Source organism: Brevibacillus parabrevis, assembly GCF_022701015.1.
Classification (GTDB): Bacteria; Bacillota; Bacilli; order Brevibacillales; family Brevibacillaceae; genus Brevibacillus; species Brevibacillus parabrevis.
In genome coordinates, this window is record NZ_CP064090.1 from 4,157,620 (window position 1) to 4,182,590 (window position 24,971).

The 24,971-nt window shown below is 51.6% G+C and carries 32 protein-coding genes; 12 read left to right on the top strand and 20 right to left on the bottom strand.

Annotation, left to right across the window (positions count from 1 at the left end; all coding sequences use genetic code 11):
• Window positions 1–5: 5 nt before the first annotated feature.
• Together mnmA and tlp are read right to left on the bottom strand one after the other, a co-directional pair.
• A complete protein-coding gene (gene mnmA / locus IRJ17_RS18805; protein WP_122963322.1) occupies window positions 6–1,118 on the bottom strand; it encodes a tRNA 2-thiouridine(34) synthase MnmA in 1,113 nt (370 codons plus the stop codon).
• 148 nt (window positions 1,119–1,266) lie between these two features.
• Window positions 1,267–1,482 carry a small acid-soluble spore protein Tlp gene (gene tlp, locus IRJ17_RS18810; RefSeq protein WP_122963323.1) on the bottom strand — a complete coding sequence of 72 codons (216 nt, stop codon included), beginning with the start codon at window positions 1,480–1,482 and terminating at the stop codon, window positions 1,267–1,269.
• A 119-nt stretch (window positions 1,483–1,601) separates the two neighbouring features.
• Here tlp and IRJ17_RS18815 point away from each other — a divergent pair, with 119 nt between their 5' ends.
• Window positions 1,602–1,823: a hypothetical protein gene (locus IRJ17_RS18815; RefSeq protein ID WP_122963324.1), complete on the top strand. Its 222-nt coding sequence runs from the start codon at window positions 1,602–1,604 to the stop codon at window positions 1,821–1,823.
• Window positions 1,824–1,836: 13 nt separating this feature from the next.
• Here the strand turns inward: IRJ17_RS18815 and IRJ17_RS18820 are convergent, their stop codons facing one another.
• A complete protein-coding gene (locus IRJ17_RS18820; RefSeq protein WP_173598766.1) occupies window positions 1,837–2,187 on the bottom strand; it encodes a DUF952 domain-containing protein in 351 nt (116 codons plus the stop codon).
• 30 nt (window positions 2,188–2,217) lie between these two features.
• Window positions 2,218–2,463, bottom strand: coding sequence for a hypothetical protein (locus IRJ17_RS18825; RefSeq protein ID WP_063231049.1), 246 nt, complete (start codon window positions 2,461–2,463; stop codon window positions 2,218–2,220).
• 170 nt (window positions 2,464–2,633) lie between these two features.
• Here IRJ17_RS18825 and IRJ17_RS18830 point away from each other — a divergent pair, with 170 nt between their 5' ends.
• The 3 genes from IRJ17_RS18830 (at window position 2,634) to IRJ17_RS18840 (ending at window position 4,229) form a co-directional block, all read left to right on the top strand.
• Complete coding sequence (locus IRJ17_RS18830) at window positions 2,634–3,644, top strand: glycerophosphodiester phosphodiesterase family protein (protein ID WP_122963326.1); 1,011 nt, start codon at window positions 2,634–2,636, stop codon at window positions 3,642–3,644.
• A 71-nt stretch (window positions 3,645–3,715) separates the two neighbouring features.
• A complete protein-coding gene (locus IRJ17_RS18835; RefSeq protein ID WP_122963327.1) occupies window positions 3,716–3,907 on the top strand; it encodes a hypothetical protein in 192 nt (63 codons plus the stop codon).
• 97 nt (window positions 3,908–4,004) lie between these two features.
• Window positions 4,005–4,229: a hypothetical protein gene (locus IRJ17_RS18840; protein ID WP_122963328.1), complete on the top strand. Its 225-nt coding sequence runs from the start codon at window positions 4,005–4,007 to the stop codon at window positions 4,227–4,229.
• Between the two features lie 242 nt (window positions 4,230–4,471).
• On the opposite strand, the gene IRJ17_RS18845 is transcribed toward IRJ17_RS18840, so the two are convergent.
• The 3 genes from IRJ17_RS18845 to IRJ17_RS18855 form a co-directional block, all read right to left on the bottom strand.
• The gene (locus IRJ17_RS18845) at window positions 4,472–4,765 is read right to left on the bottom strand and encodes a YolD-like family protein (RefSeq protein WP_122963329.1); all 294 of its coding nucleotides are present in this window, start codon (window positions 4,763–4,765) and stop codon (window positions 4,472–4,474) included.
• Window positions 4,749–4,949: a hypothetical protein gene (locus tag IRJ17_RS18850; protein WP_063231052.1), complete on the bottom strand. Its 201-nt coding sequence runs from the start codon at window positions 4,947–4,949 to the stop codon at window positions 4,749–4,751. Before IRJ17_RS18850 ends, IRJ17_RS18845 begins: the two co-directional genes overlap by 17 nt.
• Window positions 4,950–5,036: 87 nt before the next feature.
• Window positions 5,037–6,011, bottom strand: a complete 975-nt coding sequence (locus tag IRJ17_RS18855; RefSeq protein WP_242771506.1) for a bile acid:sodium symporter family protein — start codon at window positions 6,009–6,011, stop codon at window positions 5,037–5,039.
• A gap of 181 nt (window positions 6,012–6,192) precedes the next feature.
• Here IRJ17_RS18855 and IRJ17_RS18860 point away from each other — a divergent pair, with 181 nt between their 5' ends.
• Window positions 6,193–6,435, top strand: coding sequence for a hypothetical protein (locus IRJ17_RS18860; RefSeq protein ID WP_063231054.1), 243 nt, complete (start codon window positions 6,193–6,195; stop codon window positions 6,433–6,435).
• A gap of 95 nt (window positions 6,436–6,530) precedes the next feature.
• Here IRJ17_RS18860 and IRJ17_RS18865 read toward each other — a convergent pair whose 3' ends face one another.
• The gene (locus IRJ17_RS18865) at window positions 6,531–6,977 is read right to left on the bottom strand and encodes a YhcN/YlaJ family sporulation lipoprotein (RefSeq protein ID WP_242771509.1); all 447 of its coding nucleotides are present in this window, start codon (window positions 6,975–6,977) and stop codon (window positions 6,531–6,533) included.
• 675 nt (window positions 6,978–7,652) lie between these two features.
• Here IRJ17_RS18865 and IRJ17_RS18870 point away from each other — a divergent pair.
• A complete protein-coding gene (locus IRJ17_RS18870; RefSeq protein ID WP_242771511.1) occupies window positions 7,653–8,330 on the top strand; it encodes an O-methyltransferase in 678 nt (225 codons plus the stop codon).
• Between the two features lie 54 nt (window positions 8,331–8,384).
• On the opposite strand, the gene IRJ17_RS18875 is transcribed toward IRJ17_RS18870, so the two are convergent.
• Window positions 8,385–8,852: a DUF3862 domain-containing protein gene (locus IRJ17_RS18875; protein WP_242771513.1), complete on the bottom strand. Its 468-nt coding sequence runs from the start codon at window positions 8,850–8,852 to the stop codon at window positions 8,385–8,387.
• 248 nt (window positions 8,853–9,100) lie between these two features.
• On the opposite strand from IRJ17_RS18875, the gene IRJ17_RS18880 reads away from it, so the two are divergent.
• Window positions 9,101–9,448, top strand: coding sequence for a YkgJ family cysteine cluster protein (locus IRJ17_RS18880; RefSeq protein WP_122963335.1), 348 nt, complete (start codon window positions 9,101–9,103; stop codon window positions 9,446–9,448).
• A gap of 84 nt (window positions 9,449–9,532) precedes the next feature.
• A complete protein-coding gene (locus IRJ17_RS18885; protein ID WP_173595942.1) occupies window positions 9,533–9,730 on the top strand; it encodes a hypothetical protein in 198 nt (65 codons plus the stop codon).
• A gap of 98 nt (window positions 9,731–9,828) precedes the next feature.
• On the opposite strand, the gene msrA is transcribed toward IRJ17_RS18885, so the two are convergent.
• Window positions 9,829–10,344, bottom strand: coding sequence for a peptide-methionine (S)-S-oxide reductase MsrA (gene msrA / locus IRJ17_RS18890; RefSeq protein ID WP_122963337.1), 516 nt, complete (start codon window positions 10,342–10,344; stop codon window positions 9,829–9,831).
• A 198-nt stretch (window positions 10,345–10,542) separates the two neighbouring features.
• Between msrA and IRJ17_RS18895 the strand changes: the two genes are divergently transcribed.
• On the top strand, window positions 10,543–11,022 hold the full coding sequence (locus IRJ17_RS18895; RefSeq protein WP_122963338.1) for a GAF domain-containing protein: 480 nt from the start codon (window positions 10,543–10,545) through the stop codon (window positions 11,020–11,022).
• Window positions 11,023–11,287: 265 nt separating this feature from the next.
• Here IRJ17_RS18895 and IRJ17_RS18900 read toward each other — a convergent pair whose 3' ends face one another.
• Complete coding sequence (locus tag IRJ17_RS18900) at window positions 11,288–11,485, bottom strand: hypothetical protein (protein ID WP_242771515.1); 198 nt, start codon at window positions 11,483–11,485, stop codon at window positions 11,288–11,290.
• 336 nt (window positions 11,486–11,821) lie between these two features.
• Between IRJ17_RS18900 and IRJ17_RS18905 the strand changes: the two genes are divergently transcribed.
• Both IRJ17_RS18905 and IRJ17_RS18910 read left to right on the top strand, forming a co-directional pair.
• Window positions 11,822–12,346, top strand: a complete 525-nt coding sequence (locus IRJ17_RS18905) for a GNAT family N-acetyltransferase (protein ID WP_122963340.1) — start codon at window positions 11,822–11,824, stop codon at window positions 12,344–12,346.
• A gap of 66 nt (window positions 12,347–12,412) precedes the next feature.
• Window positions 12,413–12,946, top strand: a complete 534-nt coding sequence (locus IRJ17_RS18910; RefSeq protein ID WP_242771517.1) for a hypothetical protein — start codon at window positions 12,413–12,415, stop codon at window positions 12,944–12,946.
• A 219-nt stretch (window positions 12,947–13,165) separates the two neighbouring features.
• Here IRJ17_RS18910 and IRJ17_RS18915 read toward each other — a convergent pair whose 3' ends face one another.
• The 4 genes from IRJ17_RS18915 to IRJ17_RS18930 all read right to left on the bottom strand — a co-directional run bounded on the left by IRJ17_RS18915 (window position 13,166) and on the right by IRJ17_RS18930 (window position 17,791).
• Window positions 13,166–14,500: an LLM class flavin-dependent oxidoreductase gene (locus tag IRJ17_RS18915; protein ID WP_242771519.1), complete on the bottom strand. Its 1,335-nt coding sequence runs from the start codon at window positions 14,498–14,500 to the stop codon at window positions 13,166–13,168.
• Window positions 14,476–16,119 (bottom strand): AraC family transcriptional regulator, encoded by a 1,644-nt coding sequence (locus IRJ17_RS18920; RefSeq protein ID WP_242771521.1) that lies wholly within the window; start codon window positions 16,117–16,119, stop codon window positions 14,476–14,478. The genes IRJ17_RS18915 and IRJ17_RS18920 overlap by 25 nt, the downstream gene beginning before the upstream one ends.
• Window positions 16,120–16,145: 26 nt before the next feature.
• The gene (locus IRJ17_RS18925; RefSeq protein WP_229049909.1) at window positions 16,146–16,967 is read right to left on the bottom strand and encodes an ABC transporter substrate-binding protein; all 822 of its coding nucleotides are present in this window, start codon (window positions 16,965–16,967) and stop codon (window positions 16,146–16,148) included.
• 512 nt (window positions 16,968–17,479) lie between these two features.
• Window positions 17,480–17,791: a COG1470 family protein gene (locus IRJ17_RS18930; protein WP_242775351.1), complete on the bottom strand. Its 312-nt coding sequence runs from the start codon at window positions 17,789–17,791 to the stop codon at window positions 17,480–17,482.
• 198 nt (window positions 17,792–17,989) lie between these two features.
• Between IRJ17_RS18930 and IRJ17_RS18940 the strand changes: the two genes are divergently transcribed.
• Window positions 17,990–18,259 (top strand): hypothetical protein, encoded by a 270-nt coding sequence (locus IRJ17_RS18940; RefSeq protein WP_242771523.1) that lies wholly within the window; start codon window positions 17,990–17,992, stop codon window positions 18,257–18,259.
• Between the two features lie 178 nt (window positions 18,260–18,437).
• On the opposite strand, the gene IRJ17_RS18945 is transcribed toward IRJ17_RS18940, so the two are convergent.
• From IRJ17_RS18945 to IRJ17_RS18965, 5 genes are all read right to left on the bottom strand, one after another.
• Window positions 18,438–20,342: an AraC family transcriptional regulator gene (locus IRJ17_RS18945; RefSeq protein ID WP_122963643.1), complete on the bottom strand. Its 1,905-nt coding sequence runs from the start codon at window positions 20,340–20,342 to the stop codon at window positions 18,438–18,440.
• Window positions 20,343–20,608: 266 nt separating this feature from the next.
• Complete coding sequence (locus tag IRJ17_RS18950) at window positions 20,609–21,790, bottom strand: MFS transporter (protein ID WP_122963344.1); 1,182 nt, start codon at window positions 21,788–21,790, stop codon at window positions 20,609–20,611.
• 161 nt (window positions 21,791–21,951) lie between these two features.
• On the bottom strand, window positions 21,952–22,932 hold the full coding sequence (locus IRJ17_RS18955) for a helix-turn-helix transcriptional regulator (RefSeq protein ID WP_167470247.1): 981 nt from the start codon (window positions 22,930–22,932) through the stop codon (window positions 21,952–21,954).
• A gap of 49 nt (window positions 22,933–22,981) precedes the next feature.
• Window positions 22,982–23,278: a hypothetical protein gene (locus IRJ17_RS18960; protein ID WP_122963346.1), complete on the bottom strand. Its 297-nt coding sequence runs from the start codon at window positions 23,276–23,278 to the stop codon at window positions 22,982–22,984.
• Between the two features lie 26 nt (window positions 23,279–23,304).
• Window positions 23,305–24,969, bottom strand: a complete 1,665-nt coding sequence (locus IRJ17_RS18965; RefSeq protein WP_242771525.1) for an SWIM zinc finger family protein — start codon at window positions 24,967–24,969, stop codon at window positions 23,305–23,307.
• Window positions 24,970–24,971 lie beyond the last annotated feature (2 nt).

Genomic DNA, 24,971 nt, shown 5'->3' on the forward strand with positions numbered 1-24,971 from the left:
GTATATTAATTCTCTTTATCTATCGAACGCACCTTGTCGATCGTTCCTCCGCCGAGACAAACTTCGCCATCGTAGAAGACGACGGCCTGTCCAGGAGTAACGGCTTTTTGCGGTTGAGCGAAAACGACCTCTACGGTGTTGCCTTCCTGCACGTGTACCGTCACTTGCTGATCCGGCTGACGATAACGGAACTTCGCGGTGCAGACAAACGATCCGGTTGGCTTGTTGGCGCTAACCCAGCTCACGTCTGTCGCCAAAAGACTGCTTGAGTACAGGCGGGGATGATCGGAGCCTTCCCCGACAATCAGTGCGTTGCGTTCCAGATCCTTGTCCACGACAAACCACGGTTGACCGCTCGTGCCGTGTCCGCCGCCGATTCCAAGCCCTTGGCGCTGACCGAGCGTGTAGTACATCAGTCCATCGTGCTGCCCGATCACGGTTCCCTCGACAGTCTCGATATTGCCGGGCTTCGCTGGCAAGTAGTTTTGCAAAAACTCGCGGAAGTTGCGTTCGCCAATGAAGCAAATCCCTGTGCTGTCCTTTTTCTTTGCGGTGTAAAGCCCTGCTTCCTCGGCGATTTTGCGCACCTCGGGCTTTGGCAAATGTCCGATGGGAAACATCGTTTTGGACAACTGCTCCTGGCCGAGCACGTTGAGGAAATACGTCTGGTCCTTGTTGTTGTCCGCGCCTCGGATCAGCTTGTACTCCCCGTCGATGAATTTCACCTGCGCATAGTGGCCTGTCGCGATGTAATCGGCTCCCAGGTCCATCACTTTTGCCAGCAGTTCGCCAAACTTGATTTCGCGGTTGCACATGACGTCCGGGTTCGGAGTGCGCCCGCGTTTATATTCATCCAAAAAATACTGGAATACTTTATCCATGTATTCTTTTTCAAAATTGACGGTGTAATATGGAATGCCGATCTGTTCACAGACGCGCCGGACATCCTGGAAGTCTTCTTCCGCCGTGCAGTGGCCGAATTCATCGGTATCATCCCAGTTTTTCATGAAGATGCCGATGACGTCATATCCCTGTTGCTTGAGCAGGTAAGCCGTCACGGAGGAGTCGACTCCGCCGGACATGCCGACAACGACGCGTGTGTCTTCTGGTCGTTTCATAGTCTTTCTCCTCTTGATTCAATTTGTTCTTCTACAGATTACCATGTTTCGCAAAACAATTCATGTTTTGTTGCACTTTTCCCCGCTCCATGCCAAAAACACCTGCCGCAACTCTTGTGGCAGGTGTCGATGCGAGATGATTTTCAGCTCACTGGGACGTCTCATCCTCGATTTCCGAACGGAAGCCTTCTGCACTTTCTGCACGACGCTCGTTCTTCGCCTCGATGTCCGCACGTTCCTTGGCGGAAATCTCCCCTGCGTGCGCAGCCAGATAGTCATTCGCCTCGTTGATATTTTCCTCTGTATTTCGCGCCATTTCTTGCAGCTTGGCAGCGTTGTCAGAGCGATCATCCGGTTTTGCCATCACAATTCCTCCTCTGGTTCCAACTAGATTCACTACCTGTACCATTGTTCTCCGTTCACGCCAGAAGTATGTATGATAAACTGGTAGCATCTGATTTTGGACGAAGAGGAGTTTGACCGATGGCTTCCCTTGATTTTCTGGAACGAAAGCTGTTAAAAATCATCGCGGAGACAGACCCGGTGCGGCTCAAGCGCCAATGGGTGAGCAGACATGCCGAGCCGTTCCCCGAAATCGAGCAGCGCAAAAGGATCGCGCTATTGCTGCGCAGACTCGACAAGCTGCCTGCATCCAAGCGCGAGGAAGTGCGCGATTTGCTGAATCAGTTCAACTGGAACGGATAAGCCGGATAAACGACTAGCGAATAGACCCGCCGATGCGCCAATGCCCGTCCACTTTTTCCATCCGGCGAATATCGGCAATGGCATCGTGATTGAGCGGACCGTAAATATGCGGATAAAGCAGTCCGTCGCTCGCCTGCTCGTATTTGATCGGAGAAGCGGATTTGCTCTCGTCGACTACGAGGACGAACAACTCCCCTTCAAATGCGCCGTATACCCGGTCCGCTACCTTCCCCAACAGCTCGTCGCCTTTTGTGGCATGAATAAAACCTTCCTGCTCGTAGTCGCGGGGCAGGTAATGCTCCTTCTCTTTCCACTGTTCCCAGTAAGCTTTTGGCACCATGCAATAAATGATCGATTCCTGCATCGAAAGTATGTCTCCTTTTTCGCTTGCGCTTTATTTGTTTCCCATCGCTTTGTTGACATGCCGCATGGCTTTATCGAAAAACATCCGGTCAAATGCCCCTTGATCGAACTTCCATTCAATGAAGTTTTTCAATGAATGCAAATCCACCCACGCATCCTTCGCTTGCGGATTGCGGTTAGGCACTTCACCCGTAATTTCTCCCTCGTAAACCAGCTTGGCCATCTCGTTTGGGTGCATCCCGATTTGATAGGCGATCTGGTGCAGCGCTATTTTCATCGAACTCCCCCTGCTCGGTAAGTCAATCCATACGTACGCTCTATTCTGCCAGTCTTTTTTCCCCGTGCCAAGTCCCTCTTGCGCACAGAGACATGTTTTCCTCCTGGCGCCTGCTTTGGTAAAATAGCGGTAGAAAAACAGGTCATACAGCACCGGAGGCCGCTCCATCTATGGAAAACATCAAATCGGCACCGAAAAAGAAGCGGTTGCGCCGCATCTTCTTTTGGGCATTCCTGACGCTCCTTCTCTATATGTGGGTCGTCAACAGCTCTTTTTTGGCGAGTCCGCCTGACGGCTCTCCTTTTTTGCTGGCTCACCGCGGAGTGGCGCAAACCTTTCATATGGAAGGAATCACAAACGAAACGTGCACAGCCGAGCAAATTTACCCACCAGAACATCCTTACCTGGAAAATACGCTTCCTTCCATGCGCGCGGCTTTCGCAGCCGGAGCCGATGCCGTTGAACTCGATGTCCACTGGACGAAAGATTCTCAATTCGCCGTCTTTCACGACTGGACGCTCGGATGTCGCACCAATGGCGAAGGGGTGACGAGAGACTTCACCATGTCCGAGCTGAAAAAGCTGGACGTGGGCTACAACTACACGGCAGACGGCGGGCGCACGTATCCTTTTCGCGGCAAAGGTGTCGGACTGATGCCTTCTCTCGACGAGGTTCTGACAGAATTTCCGACGGAGTCATTGTTGATCCACATCAAAAGCAACGATCCAAACGAAGGCAAAGCGCTTGCCGCCTTTTTGCAGCCCTTGCCGAAAGAACGGCTGGCGAAGCTCGCTGTATACGGCGGCGACGAGCCTGTTGCCACGCTGAAGCAAGCAATGCCGGAGCTGCGCGTCATGTCGATGAGCACGATGAAAAGCTGCCTGATTCCTTACATCGCTGTCGGCTGGTCCGGATACGTTCCGGACGCCTGCGCCGGGACCCAGCTGCATATTCCCGATCAAATCGCTCCCTGGCTGTGGGGTTGGCCCAATCGCTTCATGGAAAGAATGGAAGCAGCGGATACTCGCGTCATCCTGGTGGCAGGAAGCGGCGACTTCTCCCAAGGCTTCGATACCCCGGCCGATTTGAACCGGGTTCCCGAGAAGTTCAACGGAGGAATCTGGACAAATCGGATTGATCGCATCGGACCGCTTTTGCATAAAAAAAGCGAAACAAAGTGAAACTGTCTCCAGACATATGCGTATATACGAATACGCAGCCGAATCTGACAAGACAATTGGGAGTGATGGGGATGTTCAAAAAGCTTTTGAAAAATTTACTGGGTAATCACTCGAATGCTTCCCACAAATACCGCAAATACAGCAGCAGCGACCGCAAATACCGGAAAGGTTACGGGTCCAGCCACAGGGGGCACGGACACTCTCATTACGGCAGTTCCCACTACAAAAGAAAACATTCCAGCAGGAGCTTTTTCAGCAGCTAAACGACCTGCTCTTGGTACGCAAAAACACTCTGCCAGCTTCTGCAGCAGAGTGTTTCTTGTTTACGTATGCTACAATATGGAAAAGGAGCGTGCTGAAATGAACCCTTCCAAATCGTTTTATTATACCGTTGATCACTCCATGGTAGATGAATACAAAAAAATGCTCGATTTGATGAAAATCCCCTACACGATTGAAGCGCCAGTCGCTTTGCTCAAGGAAGGGGCCAATCAGTATTCCTTTGTGTTCCCGGATATGTCCGGCCGTTTGTATCAAATGGTAAGCAAGCTCTTTCAAGGGGAAGGCAAGCCCTATCCGCAATAATCGATGGCCTCGGGCAAAAAAAGGGACCCATTTCTGGGCCGAAGATAGGAAGTGGAGAGAATGCATGCTATGTAATATATACTAACATGAAACGAGTGATTGTCAACTTGTTTTGTCATTTTTCTGAGTTTTTATGTTAGTTTTTCTTACACCATTTCTTTCCGTTATCATTCTCTATCTGTTCGCACGCAAAAAGGAGGGACTTCGCGCCCCTCCTTTTCTTGTTTTTTCGGTCGTTTCGTTTATCCAAGAACGTTCACGATCTGCTCCAAACCGATCCACTCGCTTCTCGCTTCATTGACCAGTTGAACCTTGCGTGCCTTGGGGTCAACCCACTTGACTACGCCCCACATGCTGTGCGTATTCCCGCGCTCGCCATCCATGGACACCCACCAACTGACTGTCACGCCATAATCTTCCCTGCCGGAATCACGGAGCATGTACAAAAACGATTCACGCTCCTGCTTTGTGATCACTGGCTGAGCCATGTCTTGCGGAAAAAGCTGACGTCCTCCGCCGTTACGAATACCGCTCATCACTTGATTTCACCCACCCTAGCCTGTACAAATCGTTTACTGCCCGTCTCATTTGACGATTGGACGCGATCGTCTGAATCTCTGTTCCATTTTCCAGCATTCTGTAGACGCGAAGATGTACGGCTGTCAGCACGGGAACCCGCTGCATCTCCTTGTTCACAGGAACGAGAATGGTCTCCAGCATAAACATCACCCTCGAACATACGTTTGCTTCATTATATACGAACAATATGCGAACAGGCAATATGAAAAAGCAGAATCTTCCTGCTTTCTACTGGGCGACTTCCTTCCTGATTGGTTGCGGCCGCTTTTCCACCACATCCAAAAACTTGCCGAACGTAGAGGCGAGCGTCTGCTGAAACAGCATCCCGAGCACGACAGGCAGGGCCACTGTAGCAGGGAAATACGTAATCGCCATAACCGCTCCGGCACTAATATTGCGCATCCCGCTATTAAAAGTCAGCGCGACGATTACGTCCCGTTCCCAGCCAAACAGTCTTGCCATCCACCAGCCTAGCAAGTAACCGAGAATGGCGAGCAAAAGCACCAACACAGCCATCCCGAACAGCTTGGCGTCCCATGCCTGGAAATAATTCGACACCATCGAGCTGTTAATCGCGACGACCACACCCATGCCCAGCTTGGAAAACGGAGAAAGCTTGGGAGCCAGCGTCTGTTTTACTCTCCCCCGCGACAGATGATGCAACAGCATGCCGGCAAGCGACGGCAGCACGATCATGAAAAAGAGTCCCTGCATCATGTCCCATGTATCCATCTCTACTTTCGCCCCGAGCAACACGTACATGCCGAAAGGAACCACAAGCGGCGAAATCATCGTGTCGAGCAAAATAATCGACAGCGTCAGCGCGACGTTTCCCATGTAAATCGAAGACCACAAAAAACTGGAGATGCCCGTCGGAATGAGCGCCGCCAGCAAAAAGCCGGTAATGACATGAACATCGTCGGGATAGAACAGATGCGCCACTCCCCAGGCAATGAACGGCATGATGACATGCAAAATCATCAAATTGACCAGCAGCGGCAACGGACGTGCCAGCACTTTGGCAAACTCCTTGAACCCAGATCCCAGGCTCCCTGCAAAGGTCATAAAAGCGAAAACCCACGGAGACAAAAACGCGAACGGCTGCAGGTGCGATCCCGCAAGCACGCCAATCGCCACACTGCTCGGGGTCAACAACGGCATGATTTTTTCCAGCGACTTGTTTACTTTTGCGAATACATCCATTTCCTGCACCTCATTTGCTTTTGCGAACGCCTGATGAAAACCCATCTTTCTATATTACGTACTGGACAACTTTATTTCTAGAGAAAATGACGGGCGCCGCACTTTGACGGGCAAACAAAGGCACACTTGCATACTTTTTGGCGAACGGGTAAAGCCTAAGCTTTAGAAAGGAGGTATTTTTATGAACGGCATGGATTGGGTAGAATTTATCCGAAAAACCGAAGATAAAATGTTTCACCTCCATCGGGCGATTGATGGGATTTGTAACGAACCGGATTATAAAGAATCCGTCTCCGCTCTGACCGAAGTGGTCAGAGATTATCAAGTATTGGTTGAAAAAGCAAAAAGCGAGCTGCGTGGCATCGACTTGCATCGTGATCGTGGCGAACGCGATCGCGACCATCACGATCATGACCGTTACTAGAAGAAACTCAACTCCCCAATCGGGAGTTTTTCTTTTTTTACACGAAGCAAAAAACCTCAATCCATCCGCTTGCGATGGTGAGGTCTTCGTCCCAGTTACCCTTTCATTTTCTTTTCCAGCTCTTTTGCAGCTTTTTTCTTCTGGCACGCCTCTTTTACATCCGTCGGCCATGGCGTACCGCTCATCGATTGCAAGTCCATAAACAGTTTCTTATCAGAAGTGACGTGAACTTTCGAATCGGGAAATGCCGTTTTCAGCTTGCCCGCCACTTCTTTTTCAATCGATTGCAGTTTAAAGCGATTGAAGTTGCTAACCTTGATGGCGAGGTTCAAATCGTTGTCAATCTGGACAGCAACCACTTCGTCGATCCCATCCACTTTAGTGGCAATCGCTTTCGCCTGCTCTTCCCACTCCGCATGCCGGACAGGCACAGGTGTGCACAACGGCTCTGCCTTGTTCTGTTGCTGTGTCTGCGCATTGTTTTTCCCCGAGCATCCTGTCATGACCAGCACGATCGCCAAAATTGCCAGTATCGTACGCATGCAAACACCTCCTGACAAGTTATCCTTACTTTAGGATGGCCGGAAATGGAGCATGTATGAGTGCGGGTTCTTTCCAATATAGAGACGCAGAAGACGGACTTGACCGTCCAGGACTATGTAACTATTTATCCCCGCCTGCGATTTTGGCATAAAAAAATGCGGCGGCTCATCTGCATTATTGAGCCGCCGCAGACCCCAAGAACATTGCGAGTCCTCCAATAGGATATACCAAATATGGCTTTGTAAGCGATAGGAGATCACTGGATGGCTTTTGGTGAACAAAAAAAATCCCAGCCGCTGCTTCCGGCCGGGGCGTACGGGGTAGTACGCATATGTCATACGTGAATGATTTCATGATATAGGACAATAGAACTCGCAACAACCATCACTTTTAGGTAATAATACCTATGAATGGAACAAAAAAATAGCGCCGACCTATCTGCCTGAATTAAGTCGAACGCATTCAATCCCCAAGTTGGATTATACTAGCTAGCTTGGATTACTTTTCTATTATCTACGGAATTGGTCGATCATACCATGCGAAAATTATGGTAACAAGCGCAATACTTTCCGCTTGATTTTGTTTCGTGTCGCTTTGAATCGTAGCGCTTTTCCAATATTTCGGCGAAAATGCTTTTATGGTATGCTAGTTTTGCCATAAAAAGGAGTGAGACGATGAATCGCGATCAATGGACAGCTGTAGATGAATATTTTACGACGAAACTGGTTTCAGCAGATCCTGTACTCGACGCCGTTTTGGAACACAACGCAGCATCTGGCCTTCCGCCAATCGACGTGGCCCCCAACCAGGGGAAGTTCCTGCATTTGCTCGCCCAGATTCAAGGGGCACGCTCCATTCTGGAGATTGGTACACTCGGTGGCTACAGCACGATTTGGCTCGCTCGCGCCTTGCCTCAAGACGGCCGACTGATCACGCTCGAAGCCGCACCGAAGCATGCAGAGGTAGCAAAAGCGAACATTGCTCGTGCCGGACTCGAAGCGCTGGTGGAAATCCGCCTTGGCGACGCTCTGGACAGCCTCGCCGCTCTCGATCGCGAGAATCAAGGGCCGTTCGACCTGATCTTTATTGATGCAGACAAGAAGAACAACCCGGACTACTTCCGCTATGCGCTCAAATTCTCGCGCAAAGGCAGTGTGATCATCACGGATAATGTCGTGAGAAAAGGTGCGGTCATCGACGAAACGAGCACCGATCCTAACATCCTCGGCGTTCGCCAGTTCGCCGATCTCGTTGCCGCAGAGCCAAGAGTGAGTGCGACTGCCATCCAAACAGTCGGCAGCAAAGGCTACGACGGTTTTGCCATCGCCCTGGTGACAGCAGATCCTAACTAACACACATCTCCCAATAAAAACCCGTCCGATGCTGAGCGCACAGACGGGTTTCGTTCATTGCAGACCGATTTGGGATTTGACTTGCAGTTTGCCATCCAGGAATGCCAAACTGGCACTGCTTCCGAGCGTTTCTCCTTCATACATGTAGACGACAGCATGATGCTGCTCCCCTTTGTTCCCTGCTTCCGACAGCAGCTCGCCTTCTCCCCCAATGATGCCCGTTACTTCCTCATACGTCATGCCGTTTTCGATCTTGTCAAAGGCAGCCTTGGAAATTTTCGTTTTTTCATTGGCAGCAGAAGCCGGCGCTGCATTGGTCGGCGAGGAACTCTCAGAAGAGCTTGCCTGTGTTCCCGCAGCGGGTGTTTCTGCTGGTGCAGCGCCAGTCGAAGTCGCATTGGTCGGTGCGGAACTTTCAGAAGAGCTTGCCTGCGTTCCCGCAGTTGGCGTTTCCGCTGGTGCAGAAGCGCAACCTGTCAGTCCCAGTCCGATACTGAGTAGCAATGCACATATTTTTTTCACGGTAACAAATCCCCCTTTTCATCTCTACACCTTAATCCAAAATATTACCAGTTTCATGAGAATATTTTCCTAATTGGCGACCTTTTTCCAAGCAGAGACAAGCAGGGAATACAATCGGAATAATTGTTGACAAAAATTTATTTTTGTGTTATATTAAAATATTTAATTATTTACATCAGCTTTTAAACCTTTCATACTATTCTTTACGCAAGGGACAGCGAAGAACTGGATGAAAGGATGTGCTGTTAATGAACACATTGCCATGTCAGGGCTGCAAAGGCTTATGCTGTGGCCCGGTACCCATCACTGACAAGGAACGAAAGCTCATACATAAAAAGCTGAAAGCCATGCCGAAAAAGCTCCGCGAAGGCTTGGCGCATCAGCAGCGCTTTCCCGGCACCTGCATTTTCTACGACGTCAATCACGATCGTTGCGGCATTCATTCGTTTCGTCCAGACGTTTGCCGCCTGTTTGGCTATCACGAAGACCTCGTCTGTTTTCGCAAACCGGAACTGGCGACAAAAGGGAAAGCGCCGATCAAAGAACGACATGTCGGCTACCTCTCGATCGATTTTACGTGGAAAGATTTTCAGTGACGTATCTAGGCTGGATGTAAGATGGCACGGCGCAGGGATTGCAAGCATGGAAGTGCCAGGAAATATTCGGGAGGTGCCAGTCAAATGGAACCGTTCATCGGGTTTGTCATTCTCGCCTTTCTTGCCATCCTGCTGTTTCTCGTACTGGAAAGGCTGGTCGAACGCGCCGTGCATCCCCAGCATTTTTGGGCGGGTGCGATCATGAAAACGGTCATTTTCTTGTTGATTTGTGCAGGCGTCTATTTGTCACTGCCTTGGTTTAGCGACCTGTTCTCATCCTGATTTGGCAAGTCCAACAAAAACCCGCCCTTTGCACAGGACGGGTTTGGATCGCAAGCAGACCATGTCGGGCTTGCCTGCTGCTTTTTAGGAAGCTGCTTTTATTTCCAATGCTGCTGAATGTACGCATCGCGGCCGGACTTTTCCCGGTCTTCCTTGTAATGCTTCGGATTTTTCTTGTGGTAGCCTTGGTGATATTCTTCGGCGGGATAAAAAACGGACGCAGGCAAAATATCCGTGACGATTGGCTTGGAGAAGCGACCGCTCGCCGCCAGCGCTTGTTTCGATGCGACCGCCAGCTCATGCTGCTTTTCGTTATGGGTAAAAATCGCGGTGCGATATTGGCTGCCCCGATCGTGAAACTGTCCATCCGGGTCAGTCGGATCGATTTGCTGCCAAAACAGCTCCAGCAGTCTTTCATATGGAAACAACTCGGGATCGAACGTAATCTCGACCGCTTCCCAGTGTCCGGTTTCGCCTGTTTTTACTTGTTCATAGGTCGGGTTTTCCACCGTTCCCCCGGTATACCCGGAGATGATGCCTCCGATGCCCGGCAGCTCATCAAACGGTGTCACCATGCACCAGAAGCATCCGCCCGCAAATGTCGCTTTTTCCATCTGTATTTCCTCCAGTCCCAGCTACAGGTAGTCTCCATGTTCTGCTCTCATTCATTGTACAAGAGCTTTCGGCTCGCTTCTAGGAAAAAGTGGGCAACAAATCTGCTCGTCCATAGAATCTCGTGAAGCCAATGCCCTCAGGATGTTTTATAATATCTGAGTAAAGCCATAGACAATTAGCTGTTAGGAGGACCATCCATGTTCCAAGTCGAAAAATTTCAAGGAAATAGAGAAGAGCAATACGAACTGGTCATCAAGCAGTTGGAAGCCTTGCTCGCTGGCGAGTCCAATCAGGTTGCCAATCTGGCCAATGCCGCAGCGCTGCTGAACCAGTTTTTTGAGGAAGTCAACTGGGTGGGCTTTTATCTGAACGACGGAAATGAACTCGTGCTCGGTCCGTTCCAAGGACTGCCTGCATGCGTGCGCATCCCGTTCGGAAAAGGCGTATGCGGCACCGCCGCGCAGAAGCAGGAAACGGTTCGCGTAGAGGATGTGCACTTGTTTCCAGGGCATATCGCGTGCGATGCAGCTTCCGAGTCGGAGATCGTCGTCCCGATCGTAAAAGACGGACAACTGCTCGGCGTCCTCGACATCGACAGCCCGCGCAAAAACCGTTTTGACGAAATCGATCAAGCTTATTTGGAAAAGTTCGTCCAGGCGCTCGTGCGTTTTTTGTGATCGCGCCTTCTTTTCCACGCGAAAAAAGAGCAGGCTTCCTTCTGCTCTTTTTTTCATGGCGATTTGTTATTTTCGGTAGTAGTGCTTGGCCCATTCGTTTTGGATTTGCTTTTTTGACTTTGCTCTCACTCGCGGCACCTGGCTCGTTTCCCATTCGCGGATGGCAGCCGCAAGAGTTCGGTAGAAGCGAAAATCGTTGATGTCCCAGGAGCAAAACAGCTTGCGGTACATCGCGCCGATAGAAATGCCTTTCTGGTATCCCGCATCACTTGCGCAAATGCTCCGACAGCTGCGCAAGCTTTTCGTTATACTCGCGGTCCAGCCGGATTTTTGTCTTCATGCAGTGAATGGCCTTCACAATTAGATAGATAGCAAGTCCATACAGCAAAAGCATGGGCAAAAAAACGAGCACTTGCGTAAGCAGAGTGCCCCATTCTAAAGAAACAGCGCCAAAATCGAGCACACTTCTCGTCTCCTTTCTCCCCTTTTTGCGTTTTCCGTCGCACATCGTTGGATGCAAAGCGTAAAGAAGTTCTTTTTATATTACCACCATCTTCCACGTTTTCAAAATAAACAGACCGCGATAAGCAAAAGGAAGCTTTTTATGATCATCATGAAAATATTTCGCTGTCGCTGGAAAATAGAGGTGATTTTCGATCGCTCTTGTTGTAATATTATCCCAACTCCAAATCAACTGACAAAGGAATGATGCTGACGCCATTCGCTCTGCTGCTACTAGGCGTTCTTTTGCCTTCCCGGCTGACAGCCACACTACTTCGGATGTAAAAAGGAGACTGCCATGTCCAATCCATTGACCAGCCAACACTTGACTCTCACCAAACTGGCTCCGCCCGACTGGGAATTGATTCGCTCCATTTACACCAATCCGGTCCTCATGCAGCATATCGGCTCCCCTATGAGCGAGGAAGCGATCCGAAGCAACTTTGCGAAAGAGTTGGCCCCGTGGACTCTCGACTCCACCCACTGGCTCACCTGGATCATTCGCGAAACAGACACCGGAAACGACGTTGGCTTGATCAGCATCTGCACCCGTGATCGTGACGTGCTCACTGCGGAAGTAGGCTTTATTATTTTGGATACGCACAAAGGCAAAGGCTATGCAACCGAAGCGCTTGCTTTTGTCCTGGACCACGCTGCTCATGCATATGGCTTCCGAAAATTCACAGCTGTTTGTTCCGAAGAGCACGCAGCTTCCAGAAAGGTGTTGGAAAAGGCGGGAATGAAGCTGGATAAAATCGTGCCGGAACATACTGAAATTGCTGGCACCATGGTGAATGACTGTTTTTATTCGTTGGAAAAATGAATGGTTGTTACAAAGATAACGGCCCCGTTCGCATAAGGAGAGGTACTAATGAAGCTCTGGCAATAAATGATCATCGTCATTGGCTTACTGCTATTTGGCAGCCTGCCTGTCTTCGCTGCATTCGAAAACGAGCCAGCAGACAGGAGTGCGTACGAAAGCTATCGTCCATATGAATCTTCCGCAAATGCACAAAAATTCCTTGCCCATACCGTGAAACATCTGTCCGAGGGAACCATGGGCGGCAGCATCCCTTTACAGACGACGCGCGACGAGCTGCAAGCAAACTATGGTTTGCAGGAAAGCGAAATCGTATCGCCAGTCCCGAACGCCCATTTTTTTGAGCGGGACGGCTACCGTTACTTCCTCAATCGCATCAATGGCGAATCGACTGTCATGGTCATCCAAGCTCCCTTTGCCCCGTTGACAAAAGAGGAAATTTTTGAAGTGGTTGGCGATCAGCCTTGGTATGGCGGCAAAAGGCAACACCAGATCATTTACAAGCTGGATCGCTACATGCTCTCCTTTACCCATACGGATTCCAAGGAGCAAGTCTACTATAATAGCGTTATGATCAGCCCTCTGGACCCTACCAAAAAATAAGCATGAAACGTGACCAACCCCCGTGCTGTTGACGGGGGTTTCTTGTACTTTACATTTGTGTCCACGCACGCCGCCCCATCCATCTGATGCTTGTATAGCCTGCAAACACTCAGTAAAGATGACCACGGTCATGTGTTGATTCAGCTCTCCGCTTCCCATTCTCGCTTAAACGCAATTGCCTTGCTCTATTTCTTTAATCGGTTCGGGACTGTTTCAGGTTCACCCCACCACGAACCGATTGGACGGGCGCGGCACGCCCAGATGCTCACGCAGCGTACTTCCGCTGTACTCCGTGCGAAAAATGCCACGATTTTGCAGTTCGGGGATGACAAAATGAACGAGATCGTGCAGCGATTGCGGCAGCAGGTGCGGAATGAAAGTGAATCCGTCCGCAGCATCGTTCGTCAGCCATTCTTCCAAGCGATCGGCAATTTGCGCTGGAGTGCCTGTGATCGAAAAATGCCCGCTCTGCTGCCTCACATGCTCGTACAACTGGCGAATCGTAACCAAACCGAGCTGATCCGCTGTTTGCTTCCACTGTCTGTACGAAGCCATGCCAGCGTCAGCCAGATCCGGTTCGGGAAGCGGATCGTCGAGCGAGTACCCAGAGATGTCGAGTCCAAGCGAGGATGAAACGATATCCTTGCGCGCCTCCGGAAGCAACAAACGCTCCTGATGCTCCCGCTTCTCCTTCGCCTCGGCTTCCGTTGCGCCGACTACCACATTCAAGCCCGGCATCAGCAGCAAATCAGACGTGGCCCGGCCGTATTTGGCCAAGCGCCGTTTCAGGTCGAAATAAAAAGCTTGTGCTTCCGGCAAGGTGCGTAAAGCGGTGAACACGACGTCCGCCTGCTGGGCCGCCCGTTCCCTGAAAGTATCAGACCGTCCGGCTTGGATAATGACGGGATGACCCTGAATCGGCCTTGCCACATTCAGCGGCCCGCGCACGGAAAACCACGCCCCTTCATGATGCAACGTGTGAATTTTGGCAGGATCGGCAAAATCGCCCGTTTCCCGGTCAATCTTGATCGCATCGTCCTCCCAACTGTCCCACAGCGCCTTAACCACATCAAGAAATTCCCCAGAATGCGCGTGCCGCTGCTCGTGCAACGGACGGTGATCGTTGCGAAAGTTGTGCGCATCCAGATCGCCGATCGAGGTGACGACGTTCCAGGAAGCGCGGCCGCCGCTCAGATGATCGAGCGTCGCCAGCATGCGCGCGACATGAAACGGTTCATGGTAGGTCGTCGATATCGTCGCGGACAAGCCGATATGCGAGGTCGCCCCTGCAAGAGCAGACAGCAACGTCACAGGCTCGGGCCAAATGTTAATCCCCCGGCGAAGTTCTTCCGGGCTGTTTGCTGATATCGTATATTTATCCGGTTGAAAAATATAATCGAGCTTGCCTTCCTCTGCCGTTCGCGCCAGCTCGCGATAAAAGGCAAAGTCCAGTATCCGTTCCGGCTGCGCCGTCTGATCCCGCCATCCCCCGCCAGACGAACCCGGCGTTATAAGCAAGGTAGACAGCTTCAACTGCTTTTTACAATGGAGCATGATCGGCCCACTCCTGTCGTTGGTAAATAGGATAGTAGACGGTCAACCTGGTCCAGCTGCCATTCCAATGTGATCGCTTCATAGGAAGCCCAGCGATGCTCAAGCACATGCACCTGGCCCCTCCGTACTGCTTCATGGTTTTTCCAGCCTTTCGTACGCTGCAATTCGTCGAACCATTCCTGAAATTGTTGTTCTCTCCCGCGGATGACGATCAGCTTATCTGCCTGCAAATCCGCGAATCGAGCAAAGTCAATCGGCACTCGGCGAATGTGTTCATCCTGCTGGACATGGTTCACCAGCAAGCTTGGAGCAGAAAACCCGAGCACCTCGTAGACGGTCGGAAAAAAACGCGGGGCGTGCAGCCACACCTTGCCATTGTCTATGCGCAGAACAGCAGCGGTTATTTCCGGAGCGACCAATGGACGCACTCGCTTCTGAACAACCTTTTTCTTCAACTCGTAGCGCTCCAGCCACTGGTTGGCTTCCGCCTCTTTGCCGAGCACCCGGGCGATTCGCTGAAGGCGCTCGAACGGCCGTTCGTCCCAAGGTACGACGATAACAGGTGCCAGTCGGGAAATGACGGAAAACTCCGAGCTTACCATAAAATCTGAAGCCACGATCAAATCCGGCTGCAGAGGTTCAATTCTCGCCAGCTCCACTTGGTTGTCGCCGATACTCTTGATACTGCTCGCTATTTCCCGAAGCGAATCGAGCGAAATGTCGAGCGCGCCAATCGGCTTAACGCCAAGCGCCAGCATGTCCCCAACATAGTGCGGCGTGACGATTTTCGTATCGCAGCCACGACTGCACGCATATTGTTTCGGGGGAAGGCCGACGATTTGTTTGAATCGCCGATTGAAATAATGCGTGTCTTTGAACCCGCTGTTGCGCGAGATGGTATGCAGCAGCTCGCCACCGATAAGGAGTTCCTCCTTCGACCGATTGATCCGATAGGTGGTCAAGTAATCGATCGGGCTTTTTCCCGTCGTCCTTTTGAACAAACGGGTATACTGGCGAACACCGAGATTCGCTTGCTTCGCCAATTGCTGCACGGTCAGTTCATCGGCATAATGATCGTGCAAATATGCAATCGAACGCTCGATTGCAGCGGCCGAGTTCTCCTCCGCATCGACCGTTCGCGTTTGCTCAAAAAGGAAGCACAGCAACTGCTGAAAGGCGATCTGCATTTTGAATTGCTCGATATCATCCTCCGCCGGCCAACGCCGCAGCAAAGCTTGACAGTCGACGAGCACGCGATGAGCCGGCTTCATGTTGAAAACGTGATCGAAACGGAACCGGAACGTTTCCCCGCCCTTATTCCCTTTACTGCGCTCCACTGTCCGAAATAACAGGCGGTACAGCCGCAGCTCCTTTTGCCCCGTATTAGCTATTTCGCAAAAGGTTGCAGGCTCCACCATCCAGCAGGCTCCCTTGGCAATCTGCTCAGCGTTTTCCTGAAGCCAGAGCTTGCCTTGTCCATCTGCCACAGCCATAAAACTAAAGCTGCTTTCCGCCCGAAACCGCCTAGTATCCTTCGCAAGTACGCAAACTTTTTCGACCTCTTCAAGTACGAACAAGGGGAACTGATTCCTCGTGTTTTCATCCGATGCGTTTCCCATGTCCGAACCCCCTTTCGCTTTCGTGCTTATTTCAGCAAGAGCCTTTCCACTTCATCAAACGCCCAATCCAACGTGCTGGCATCGGCTATAGATAACCGTTTGTCAATCACATACACCTGGTTATTTTGAACGGCGGGCAAGTTTTTCCAAACAGCACCTTTCTTCGCGTCTTCAAACGTCTGTTGCGATTCCTCGTCATTCACGATGACGAAAATACGATCTGCCGCAAACTCCGGCAACACCTCCTCCGCCAGCGGTACAACTCCCTTGAAATTCTCTTGCTGCTCCAATTCCTGCAGCTTTTTCGGCGGAATCAGGCCCAGCACCTGATAGACGGTCGGAAACGTGCTTGTCCGGTATGTATAGATTTGCTTTAAGGCAAATTGAATGACGACACCTGTTTCCCCTTGCTTGAACATTGGCTTGACTTTGTCCTGCAGCTGTTTGGCTTTCGTTTCATAGCGCTCGATCCATGCCTTCTCCTCCTGCTCCTTTCCCAAAATGTCTGCGGCGAGATGCAGCGATTCAAATGCGTCCCCGAAGAAAGGGACCGCCACGACTGGCGCGATTTTGCTGTAGGCTTCGATTTCTTCTGGCGCCATGCGGGCGGAGACGAGAATCAAGTCGGGATTTAGCGCCAATACGGCTTCCTTGCTCGCTGTGTCCACAGCGATGTTGGCAATGCCTTGCTTCTCCTCGGCAGAAAAAAATCGCAGTAACTGGTCTGTCGCTCCGATCGGTTTTTGCCCGAGGGCCAACATTTCGCCGACAAAGGCCAAAGCGACCACCCTTTGGGGCCGAACGGGAATCACCACTTCCCGATTCAACGAATCTTTAAACGTTCTCATTTCTCCTTTTTCCGCCTCGGAAGCGGACTGCGCGCTTGAACTCAAGCTTTGCGCTGCCCCAGACTGAGAACTTCTGTTACCATCTGCATTGCTTCCGCAAGCGGACAGTACAACTGTTAGGCTCAAAAGCAAAGCGGCCGCACCGATCATTGTCTTGTAACGAAACAACTACAACCCCTCCGATAATATTGATTATCATTTTCACTTGGCTATTATAATCGGATAACAAAGGCTATTCAATGGAGGAACAGGACTTGTTTCGATTAAACAATTGCGACATGCAATTGGCGCTACCAGGGCGACGTCCCAGTCACTAGCTCCAGTTGCCCATCAATCACCTGCCCCTCTCCTGCTCTGGTGAGACGAAAACATATCATCGTTTTCCCATTTGAGCACTGCCTTCGTCACTCGGGATTTGAACCGTACAGATGTCTTCTATGCTGGGCGCACAAAAAAGAGAAGCTACGCTTGCAGCTTCTCCAAACTTCCGTTCTCAACTGTTTGCGGAATCGTCACCATCCCCAAAGAGTCTCCCACCATGGCTTCGGTTTCTCTACTTTATACTGACAAGTAAATTTTGTTTCTACACCCATCAGAGAATCTTTTTCTCGGCCCAAAGCCGTTACGCCCCCCTGATAGTCCCCGTCCGCCGTGTCTTCGTTAACATGCAGCCACACATCCACTTCTTTTGTTTGGCCTGCTGGCAGTTCAAACGGCTTTTCTGTTACCACCAAACCACCCGAAGCTGTGAGCGTAAACGTTTGTGGCTGAGCGCCCTCGTTTTTCACTTGCATTTTTAACAAAAGCACTTTTCGTCCCGACATTTAATCTCACGCCTGGCATGATTTTTATACTTTTGCGAAAGCCCCAGCCCATATGTTCCCCTCCTTTTACAATGATTGGAATACTTATATTTTCCTAATTACACCTGATATGATGAGTAGGTGGAAATGACTTCAACCTAGTTTATAATCCGTGCCACAAATGGTTGTAAAATTGGTTCGACAAAAGGAGTTGATTGCATGACTGAAGTTAAGCAAACTGCCTATAAAAAACTGATTCATCAGGCTTTTTTAGACTTGAAAAACAGTGGTACGTTTGACGAAGCTACCTTTTACAAAAATTTGCGTATCGCTCATGCATTCCACAATCTCGCTGAGTTTATCGTGGTAGATTTTGTTGGTTTTAACGAAGATGAGTTTTGGAGTACAGTCGATGCCTTAGCGGATCAATTTGATCTGCACCATTACAGAAGCATTTTCAATGATAGCGTTCAGGGAAAGGAACTGTAGCATAAACTGCCAAGACGTACGATCTCACTGTTCAGAAGAATCTATCACCTGTGGTTAGACGTGATCACCTGAGCGACATCGATTCGCTTGATAGCGATCAGCTGACCGAGAGCGCATTCGTGAAGACAGCTTGGACACCTGCCGCTTCATAGGCAATCTGCACGGCGCCACCTGCCGCTTACTTCTTCGCTCCCGTGCTCACCAACCAATCCGCCAGCTCTTCCGTTTGCGACAAGGTGGCGATCGGGTCGAAATACCATGATTTCGCTTTTTTCCAAATGTAGACGCGATCGTTTTTCACAGCGTCGAGCGTGCGCCAGATCGGATCGGCTTTCAGATCAGCCATCGTCCGCTCTTCGGAGGTCAAGATGATATAGTCACCCGCGTAGGTCGGCAACCTCTCGCTGGAAACTTCCACTTCCTGCTTCTCCATAATCTCCTTGGCGATGGCAGCCGGAGGTTTCAAGCCGAGCCCGCCATAGACGGCTTGGCCGCCGCGTCCGAAGTTGTCGCCGAAGACGCCTGTTTGCTTGCCCCAATCTTGCATGATGGAAACGGTGGCATCTGCCGGAACGACTTTGGCTATCTTTTCCCGCGCCTGCGCGATTCGCTGGTCATACTCCGTGAGCCATGCCTTTGCTTCCGCCTCTTTGCCCAACAACTGTCCGACAAACGTAATCTCTTCGTGCACATTTTTCAGCTGTCCAAACGGAACGACAACCGTCGGCGCGATTTTCTGGTACTGCTCAAAAGCGGCCTTGTTTCCGGTGAAGATCAAGTCAGGTTGAAGTTCCAGCATTTTCTCCAGGGAAATATTTTCGTAATCCCCGATGTTCTCCACTCCGACAAGGGACTCCGCAAAGTACGGGTTTTTCAAATTCAGCTCCGGCGTGCCGATCGGCTTGAACTGCAAGGCTATGAAGCTGCCGAGGTACAAATCGACGATCACTCGCTTCGGCGCTGAAGGAATCTCAATCTCTCCTTTGATCGTTTTCATGATGCGCACCTGTTTTTGGCTATCTGCGCTCGCGGCACTTTGCTCTTTGACCGCAACCGCTTGCGGATTGCCGGAAGCAGCGCCTGCCCCGCCACCAGTACCTGCACCGCATGCGCTCAACACCAGGGCGAAGCAGACCAGCATCGTCGCGACGATTGACAACTTGCGACTGTTCATCGATGTTTCATTCCTTCCTTTATATCGATAATGATTCTCATAACCACTATCAATATAACGGCGGACGGAAAGCGGAACAATGGACGAACGGCGCAAAGCGTATGGACAAATTTCCGTCCCGAGCGCTTCCCCCTGTTTTTTGAAGCGGATCGGCGACATCCCCACGTATTTCGCAAACAGTCGCGAAAAATAAAAGCGATCGGCGTAGCCGACTTTTTCGGCAATTTCCTGCACAGTGGCATCCGAATGCAGCAAAAACGCTTTGGCTTGCTCCATCCTGACCTGGATCACAAACTCCATCAAGCTGTGCCCCGTCTGTTTTTTAAACAGCTTGGACAGATGCTTGGCGCTATAGCCGAAGCGCTGCGAGATCGTCTCCACTGACAGAGGCTCCGCGTACTTGTCTTGTATGTATAAAATCGCTTGCTCGACAACAGAAAGCGCCCCCGTCTTCCCGTCCTGCTCCTGGAGCTGCTGCAAAATCTGGTGCACCCACAGCTGAAACAGCGTTTTGACGTGAAATCGCTGCAAAGGTGTGGACGACTGCCATTCCTCGTACATGGCGACAAGCAAGTCTAGCAGTTCGAGCGGGGCTTTCGGCTTGACTTCGTACGTGCGAGCGAAAGGATTGGCTGTCTCAAGCAGGACGCGAAGCTCTTTTCGCCAAGGCAGAAACACTTTTGCCTGATAGAGGATCAAATAAAAGACGACGGCATCGTCCAGGCAATAAATCTCCACCCGCGAGCCTTTTCCGCTGTGCAAGACGTGGAAAGGACGGGCGTCGTAAAAACGCCCATCCAAGTAGACATGGGCGTGCCCGATCGTCGTGTACAAAAATGCGCTGGCTGGCAAGCGGTAGGAAAACGGGGCTTCATCGCCTCGCAGACGATGCTGCCGAACATCGATCATTTTGATTGTCGCCTGGTTCCACAAGGCGATGTACTGTTCCAGTTGCAGATGAATCTCCCCCTCTTTTTTCCAGCAGACTGGACTGTTCTCTACAACACTCTATCGATAACCATTCTCACTGTCAATTCACGCATCGCACTAAAGGGCCATGAATGCTGCGTGAACGGCAAGCGGCTCTATCCCCTTTTCTTTTCTGGAAAAACAGCGACACGTTTCTCACAAAAAAAAGAGAGATTCGCAATCGAACCTCTCTTCATGAACAGTTCCTAGGAGACGCTGGCTGGCTGACCTCCGCGATGCTTGGCAAACACGAGCAAAGCAACGCACGCCAGCGACAGCGAGCAAACGAGATACGGAATGGACATCTGCCAGCTGTACAGCATCGTCCCCGCCAGCGGGCCGACAAACGAGCCGACACCCTGCGCCGCCCCTGTGTAAGAAGCCACAGCCGACTGTTCTTCCGCCGAAACGGCCAGAGACGCTGCCGTAATATAGCCGGGCAATGTAAATCCGATCCCGATTCCGTGGAAAAGAAAAGCGACGATGTACCAGGCCGGAGCGAGCATAAACAAAGTAAAGGCGACAAACAGCGAGCTCAACCCGATTTTCAGCAGGCGGGCGGGCTGCCATCTGAGATAACGCCCAACCAAAAGCTGCACGACAACGACAATCACACCCGCAACAGACAGGCCGACACCGATCGATTGCGCCGCTGCCTTATCGCTTAATTGAAGCTGATCTTGCATGTAAATCCCGCACGTTACTTGCAGCATGATCATGACGGTGGACAGCAACAGGCCGATCAAGATGTACAAGCGAATGCGCGGATCGGTCATCGAGAGCTTGACCGCTGCTTTCTTCACCTGACCGCCCTTGCTATCCGGCAAAATGATCCCGCTCAAAATAGCGACAGCGACAAGCAACGCGGTCGATACATACATCGGGGAAGTGAACCCGATCGGCGTCAAAGCCGCCCCGAGAGCTGGCCCGAGAACAAAGCCCATCCCGCTCGCCCCTCCGAATAACGCCATGCCGGAAGCGCGATTTTGCGCGGTCGTCCATTCCATCAAGTAGCCTTGGGCCATCGTCGGAATCGCCCCGAAGAAAAAGCCGCCAACGGCGCGCAGCGCGAACAACTCCCAATACAGGACAACGGCATTGCCGGGAGTTGCTTTTGCCCAGTCAGCGAGTAAGGCAAAGCTCGCCAAGGTCAGCGTATACCCGAGAATCGCAATGACCATCAAGCGCTTGCGATTGGTGCGCGACCATTTCTCCCATAAAAAACTGCCGACGATCCAGAACAATCCGGTAATCGTCACCAGACTGCCCGACTGGATTTCGCTAAAGCCCAGCGTTCGCGCCAAAAGTCCCAAAATCGGATTGAAGGTAGCGATCGACGTCATCGCGACTAGGACGGTAGCGAAGATCATCCAAAAATGTTTTTTCAATCTGCTTCTCTCCTCTCATTCCTTTGCAAGCTGCAACAACTTGACGCTGCCGCCCATCTGATAGTGATTATCACCCGCGAAGCCGTCGCGCCTCTACCTGTAGCGGTTGTTTTTCTGCCTGCAAAAGAAGAAAAACAACCCGAACGTCGCTCGGGTTGTTTTTAGGAGAACTGCCGTCTTACGTATTCACTTGGGTTCATGCCGTATTGCTTGCGAAAAGCTGCCGTAAAATTGCTCGCATTGCTGTACCCGACAGCAGCGGCTGCCTGCCCGATGGTGAGCTGTTCCGTCTCCATGAGCGCCAGCGCTTTTTCCATCCGCGCCTGCCGAACCTGTTCGAAAATGCTCATGCCGTACATCTCGCGAAAGCCTTGCTTGAGCTTGCTCTCATTCATCCCCGCCATGCGGGACAGCTGGCGAATGCTGTACGGGTTCTCCAAGTTTTGCACAATCGTTGCCTGCACGCGAGCCAGCATCTCCACATCCTGCTTGCGCAAGTTGACGCTGCTGCGCGCTTTTGCCGTGCCGGGACTTTGGCTGACCAGCGCGATGATTTCCATCGCCTTGCTCTCCATGTACAACCGTTTGAGCGGCCCCTGGTACGTGCAAAAGAACATATCGTGGATGCATTTCTGAATCGCTGGTGACGTGTCATAAGGCTCTACGCCGCCCTGATGCCGATTCAAAAACGCTTCGAAAATCGAGCCATCCTCGCTTTGTTCGGAATAGCTGAGAAAATGCTCGGGACTCATGCGAATCTCCACGTGCTGGTTGCGAATCCCTGCTTTTCGTTCCAGGTACACCTTCTCGTCTGCCAAAAAGACGACGCTGCCTTCCTTGCTTGCGATCTGCTTTTCCTTGCCGTTCCAGGCGCAATACGTCTGGCCGCTCAAGCTGTAATTCAACTCCAGCAGCTGGAAGTTTTCCTGAATCGTGTACTTCATGTCTTCTTCCAGCAACAAGTCGGTCATGACGATCTCCATGCCAGGGCGAATCCGCAGCCGAGTGATGCCGCCCGAGCCGATATGCGCGGGAGCGATCGCCTGTTGTTCCCAGGAACGGTCAAGCAAAGTCGCCTGCATGGACGCCAGAAACTGCGGGAAATATTCTTGCATATCCGATAACTGTATATGGAATTTCATCGTCATCTATCCTTCCCCGTAACGGAAGGGAGCGGCTGGTCGTGCCCCTTCAGTCTGCCACTGCTTGTGACAGAGGCTTTTTCATCATGTTGACGTATTGTACCATATACAAATATCGTTCGGTCAACAACTCAACTCCCGCTTTTGCGTCGCGCATATAGTGGCCGCCCGCCTCGGCCAGACGTGCGATCAGCTCGGCAAGAAAGTCCATCCCGTATTCCCGCGCACTCGCTTCGAGGCGGGCGAGCGTTGCCAGGTCAGCAGACTCGAATTTGCGGATGCCTTTGAGCAGCATGCGCTCCACCCAATCTTCCAGTTTTTCGCGAAAAGCAAAAATCTCCTCCATGTGCGAATCCTCACACTCCACTGCCGTTATAAATCAAGCTTCAAACTCGTCAATGATTTGCCTTGCAGCATGCTGATCGGGTACAGCTCATCCCCTCTGACTTGAACAAGCCAATACACGTCCCGCAGCTCCAGCAGCCGCTTGTTGTTTTCCAGATAGCGAATCGTTTTGTCGAACTCGCCCTGGTACGGAATGACAAGCGGGATGCTCTCGCCGTCATGCGCTTCGACCGTAATGATCAGCTGCTGCGTGGCTGCTTCATAAAACACTTGCAGCACGGACTTCGTTGGGAGCAAAAAGACGTGCTCTGTCGCCTGCTCAAACAAGACGCCTGCTCCCTCGCCCATGCGCTCGGCCAAATCGCGGCACAGCGTCTCGCCCAGATCGAGTTCCTCGATGTTTTCCCTCGGCAACACGACAAGCTTCGTCTCATCGCTCGATGACAGCCGCTGCTCCCGGTTCGTCTTCGCACTCGTCAGGCTCACCTGGGAATGGGACAGCTCCTCCATCGTCACCAGTCCGCCCCATGGCGCCTTGCTTTTGTAGCTCGTCGCATACGTAAAACTCGTTCCCTCGTAGTAGACAGGCCGGGCCTCGGTATACGTGTAAATGCGCTTGTCTGCCAGCGAGAAAAAGTAATACGTCACACCCTTGTAGCCGGAGCGCGTCTCCCATGGATTGGCCCCCAGCGCGTACAACGTCAGGTGCGGCACTGTGTGGTATTTGCTTTTAAAGCTGCCCAGCAACTGTTTTTTCAGCTCTGGACGCTCGCTTTTTTCCAGGGCAGCCAGCCCGAGGTAGACGCGGGCCAGTCTGTCTAACAGCACGTCTTGCGAAAACTTCACGTGGCGCTGGAAAAACAGGCCAAGCTCCCCTTTGATCCCGCGCAAATCTTTTTCCAAGGCAGGCAAGTTCCCGTTATGGGCCGCAATCGCCAAAAGCTCGAAGCGCGTACAAACCGTCTCCGGCAGCTTCGCCAATCCGATTCCGAGCACTTCGGCCAGCAAAGCTCTCGCCTCCGCCGCCACCTCTGCGTCATAGCTGACATCCGCGATGTCCGCCTGCAACGCTTCCCGGTCGTCGATCCCATGGACGAGACGATAGCGCAAGAGGCATTCCAGCTTGTGAATGCAGTTGCCTTTTGCCTTGCAACTGCACATCGCCCGGCTCAGATCGGCTTCCTGGTCGAACGAAACCTCGACCTGTTGAAGCTGCAGCGTCACGGTCAAAAAGGACGTTTCCGCAACTTCCAGCGCCTCGCCGTACTCTAAGCGGAACAGCACTTCCTCGATCTGTGCCGCGGTAAAAGCCTGCAAAAAATCGGACGGATGAAGCTGCAACAACCAGCCAAAGTCAGGCTTGAATACGGCAGGCTCATCACCCGCGTCACCCGTGCCAGCTGCTGGCTGATGCTGTGTGGCGTAAGCGACGATCGCCAGGATGACATGCTTGCATATTTTATCTGACGGGCACGAGCAGGAAAAACGCTCGATGTCTCCGTACAACAGGCACACGCTGTCATCCGACAGCGCGCACCTGACATGATCATCCATGAACTCATACGAAACCGTAACGCCCTTCTCGATTTCCTTGCATGCGCGATTGTAAAGGCCCTTGTTGGCGTACTTGATCAAATATTCCTCGTTGCACAGTCCGATCCATCGCTGAAAATCGCTTTTGAAATCTGCCATGA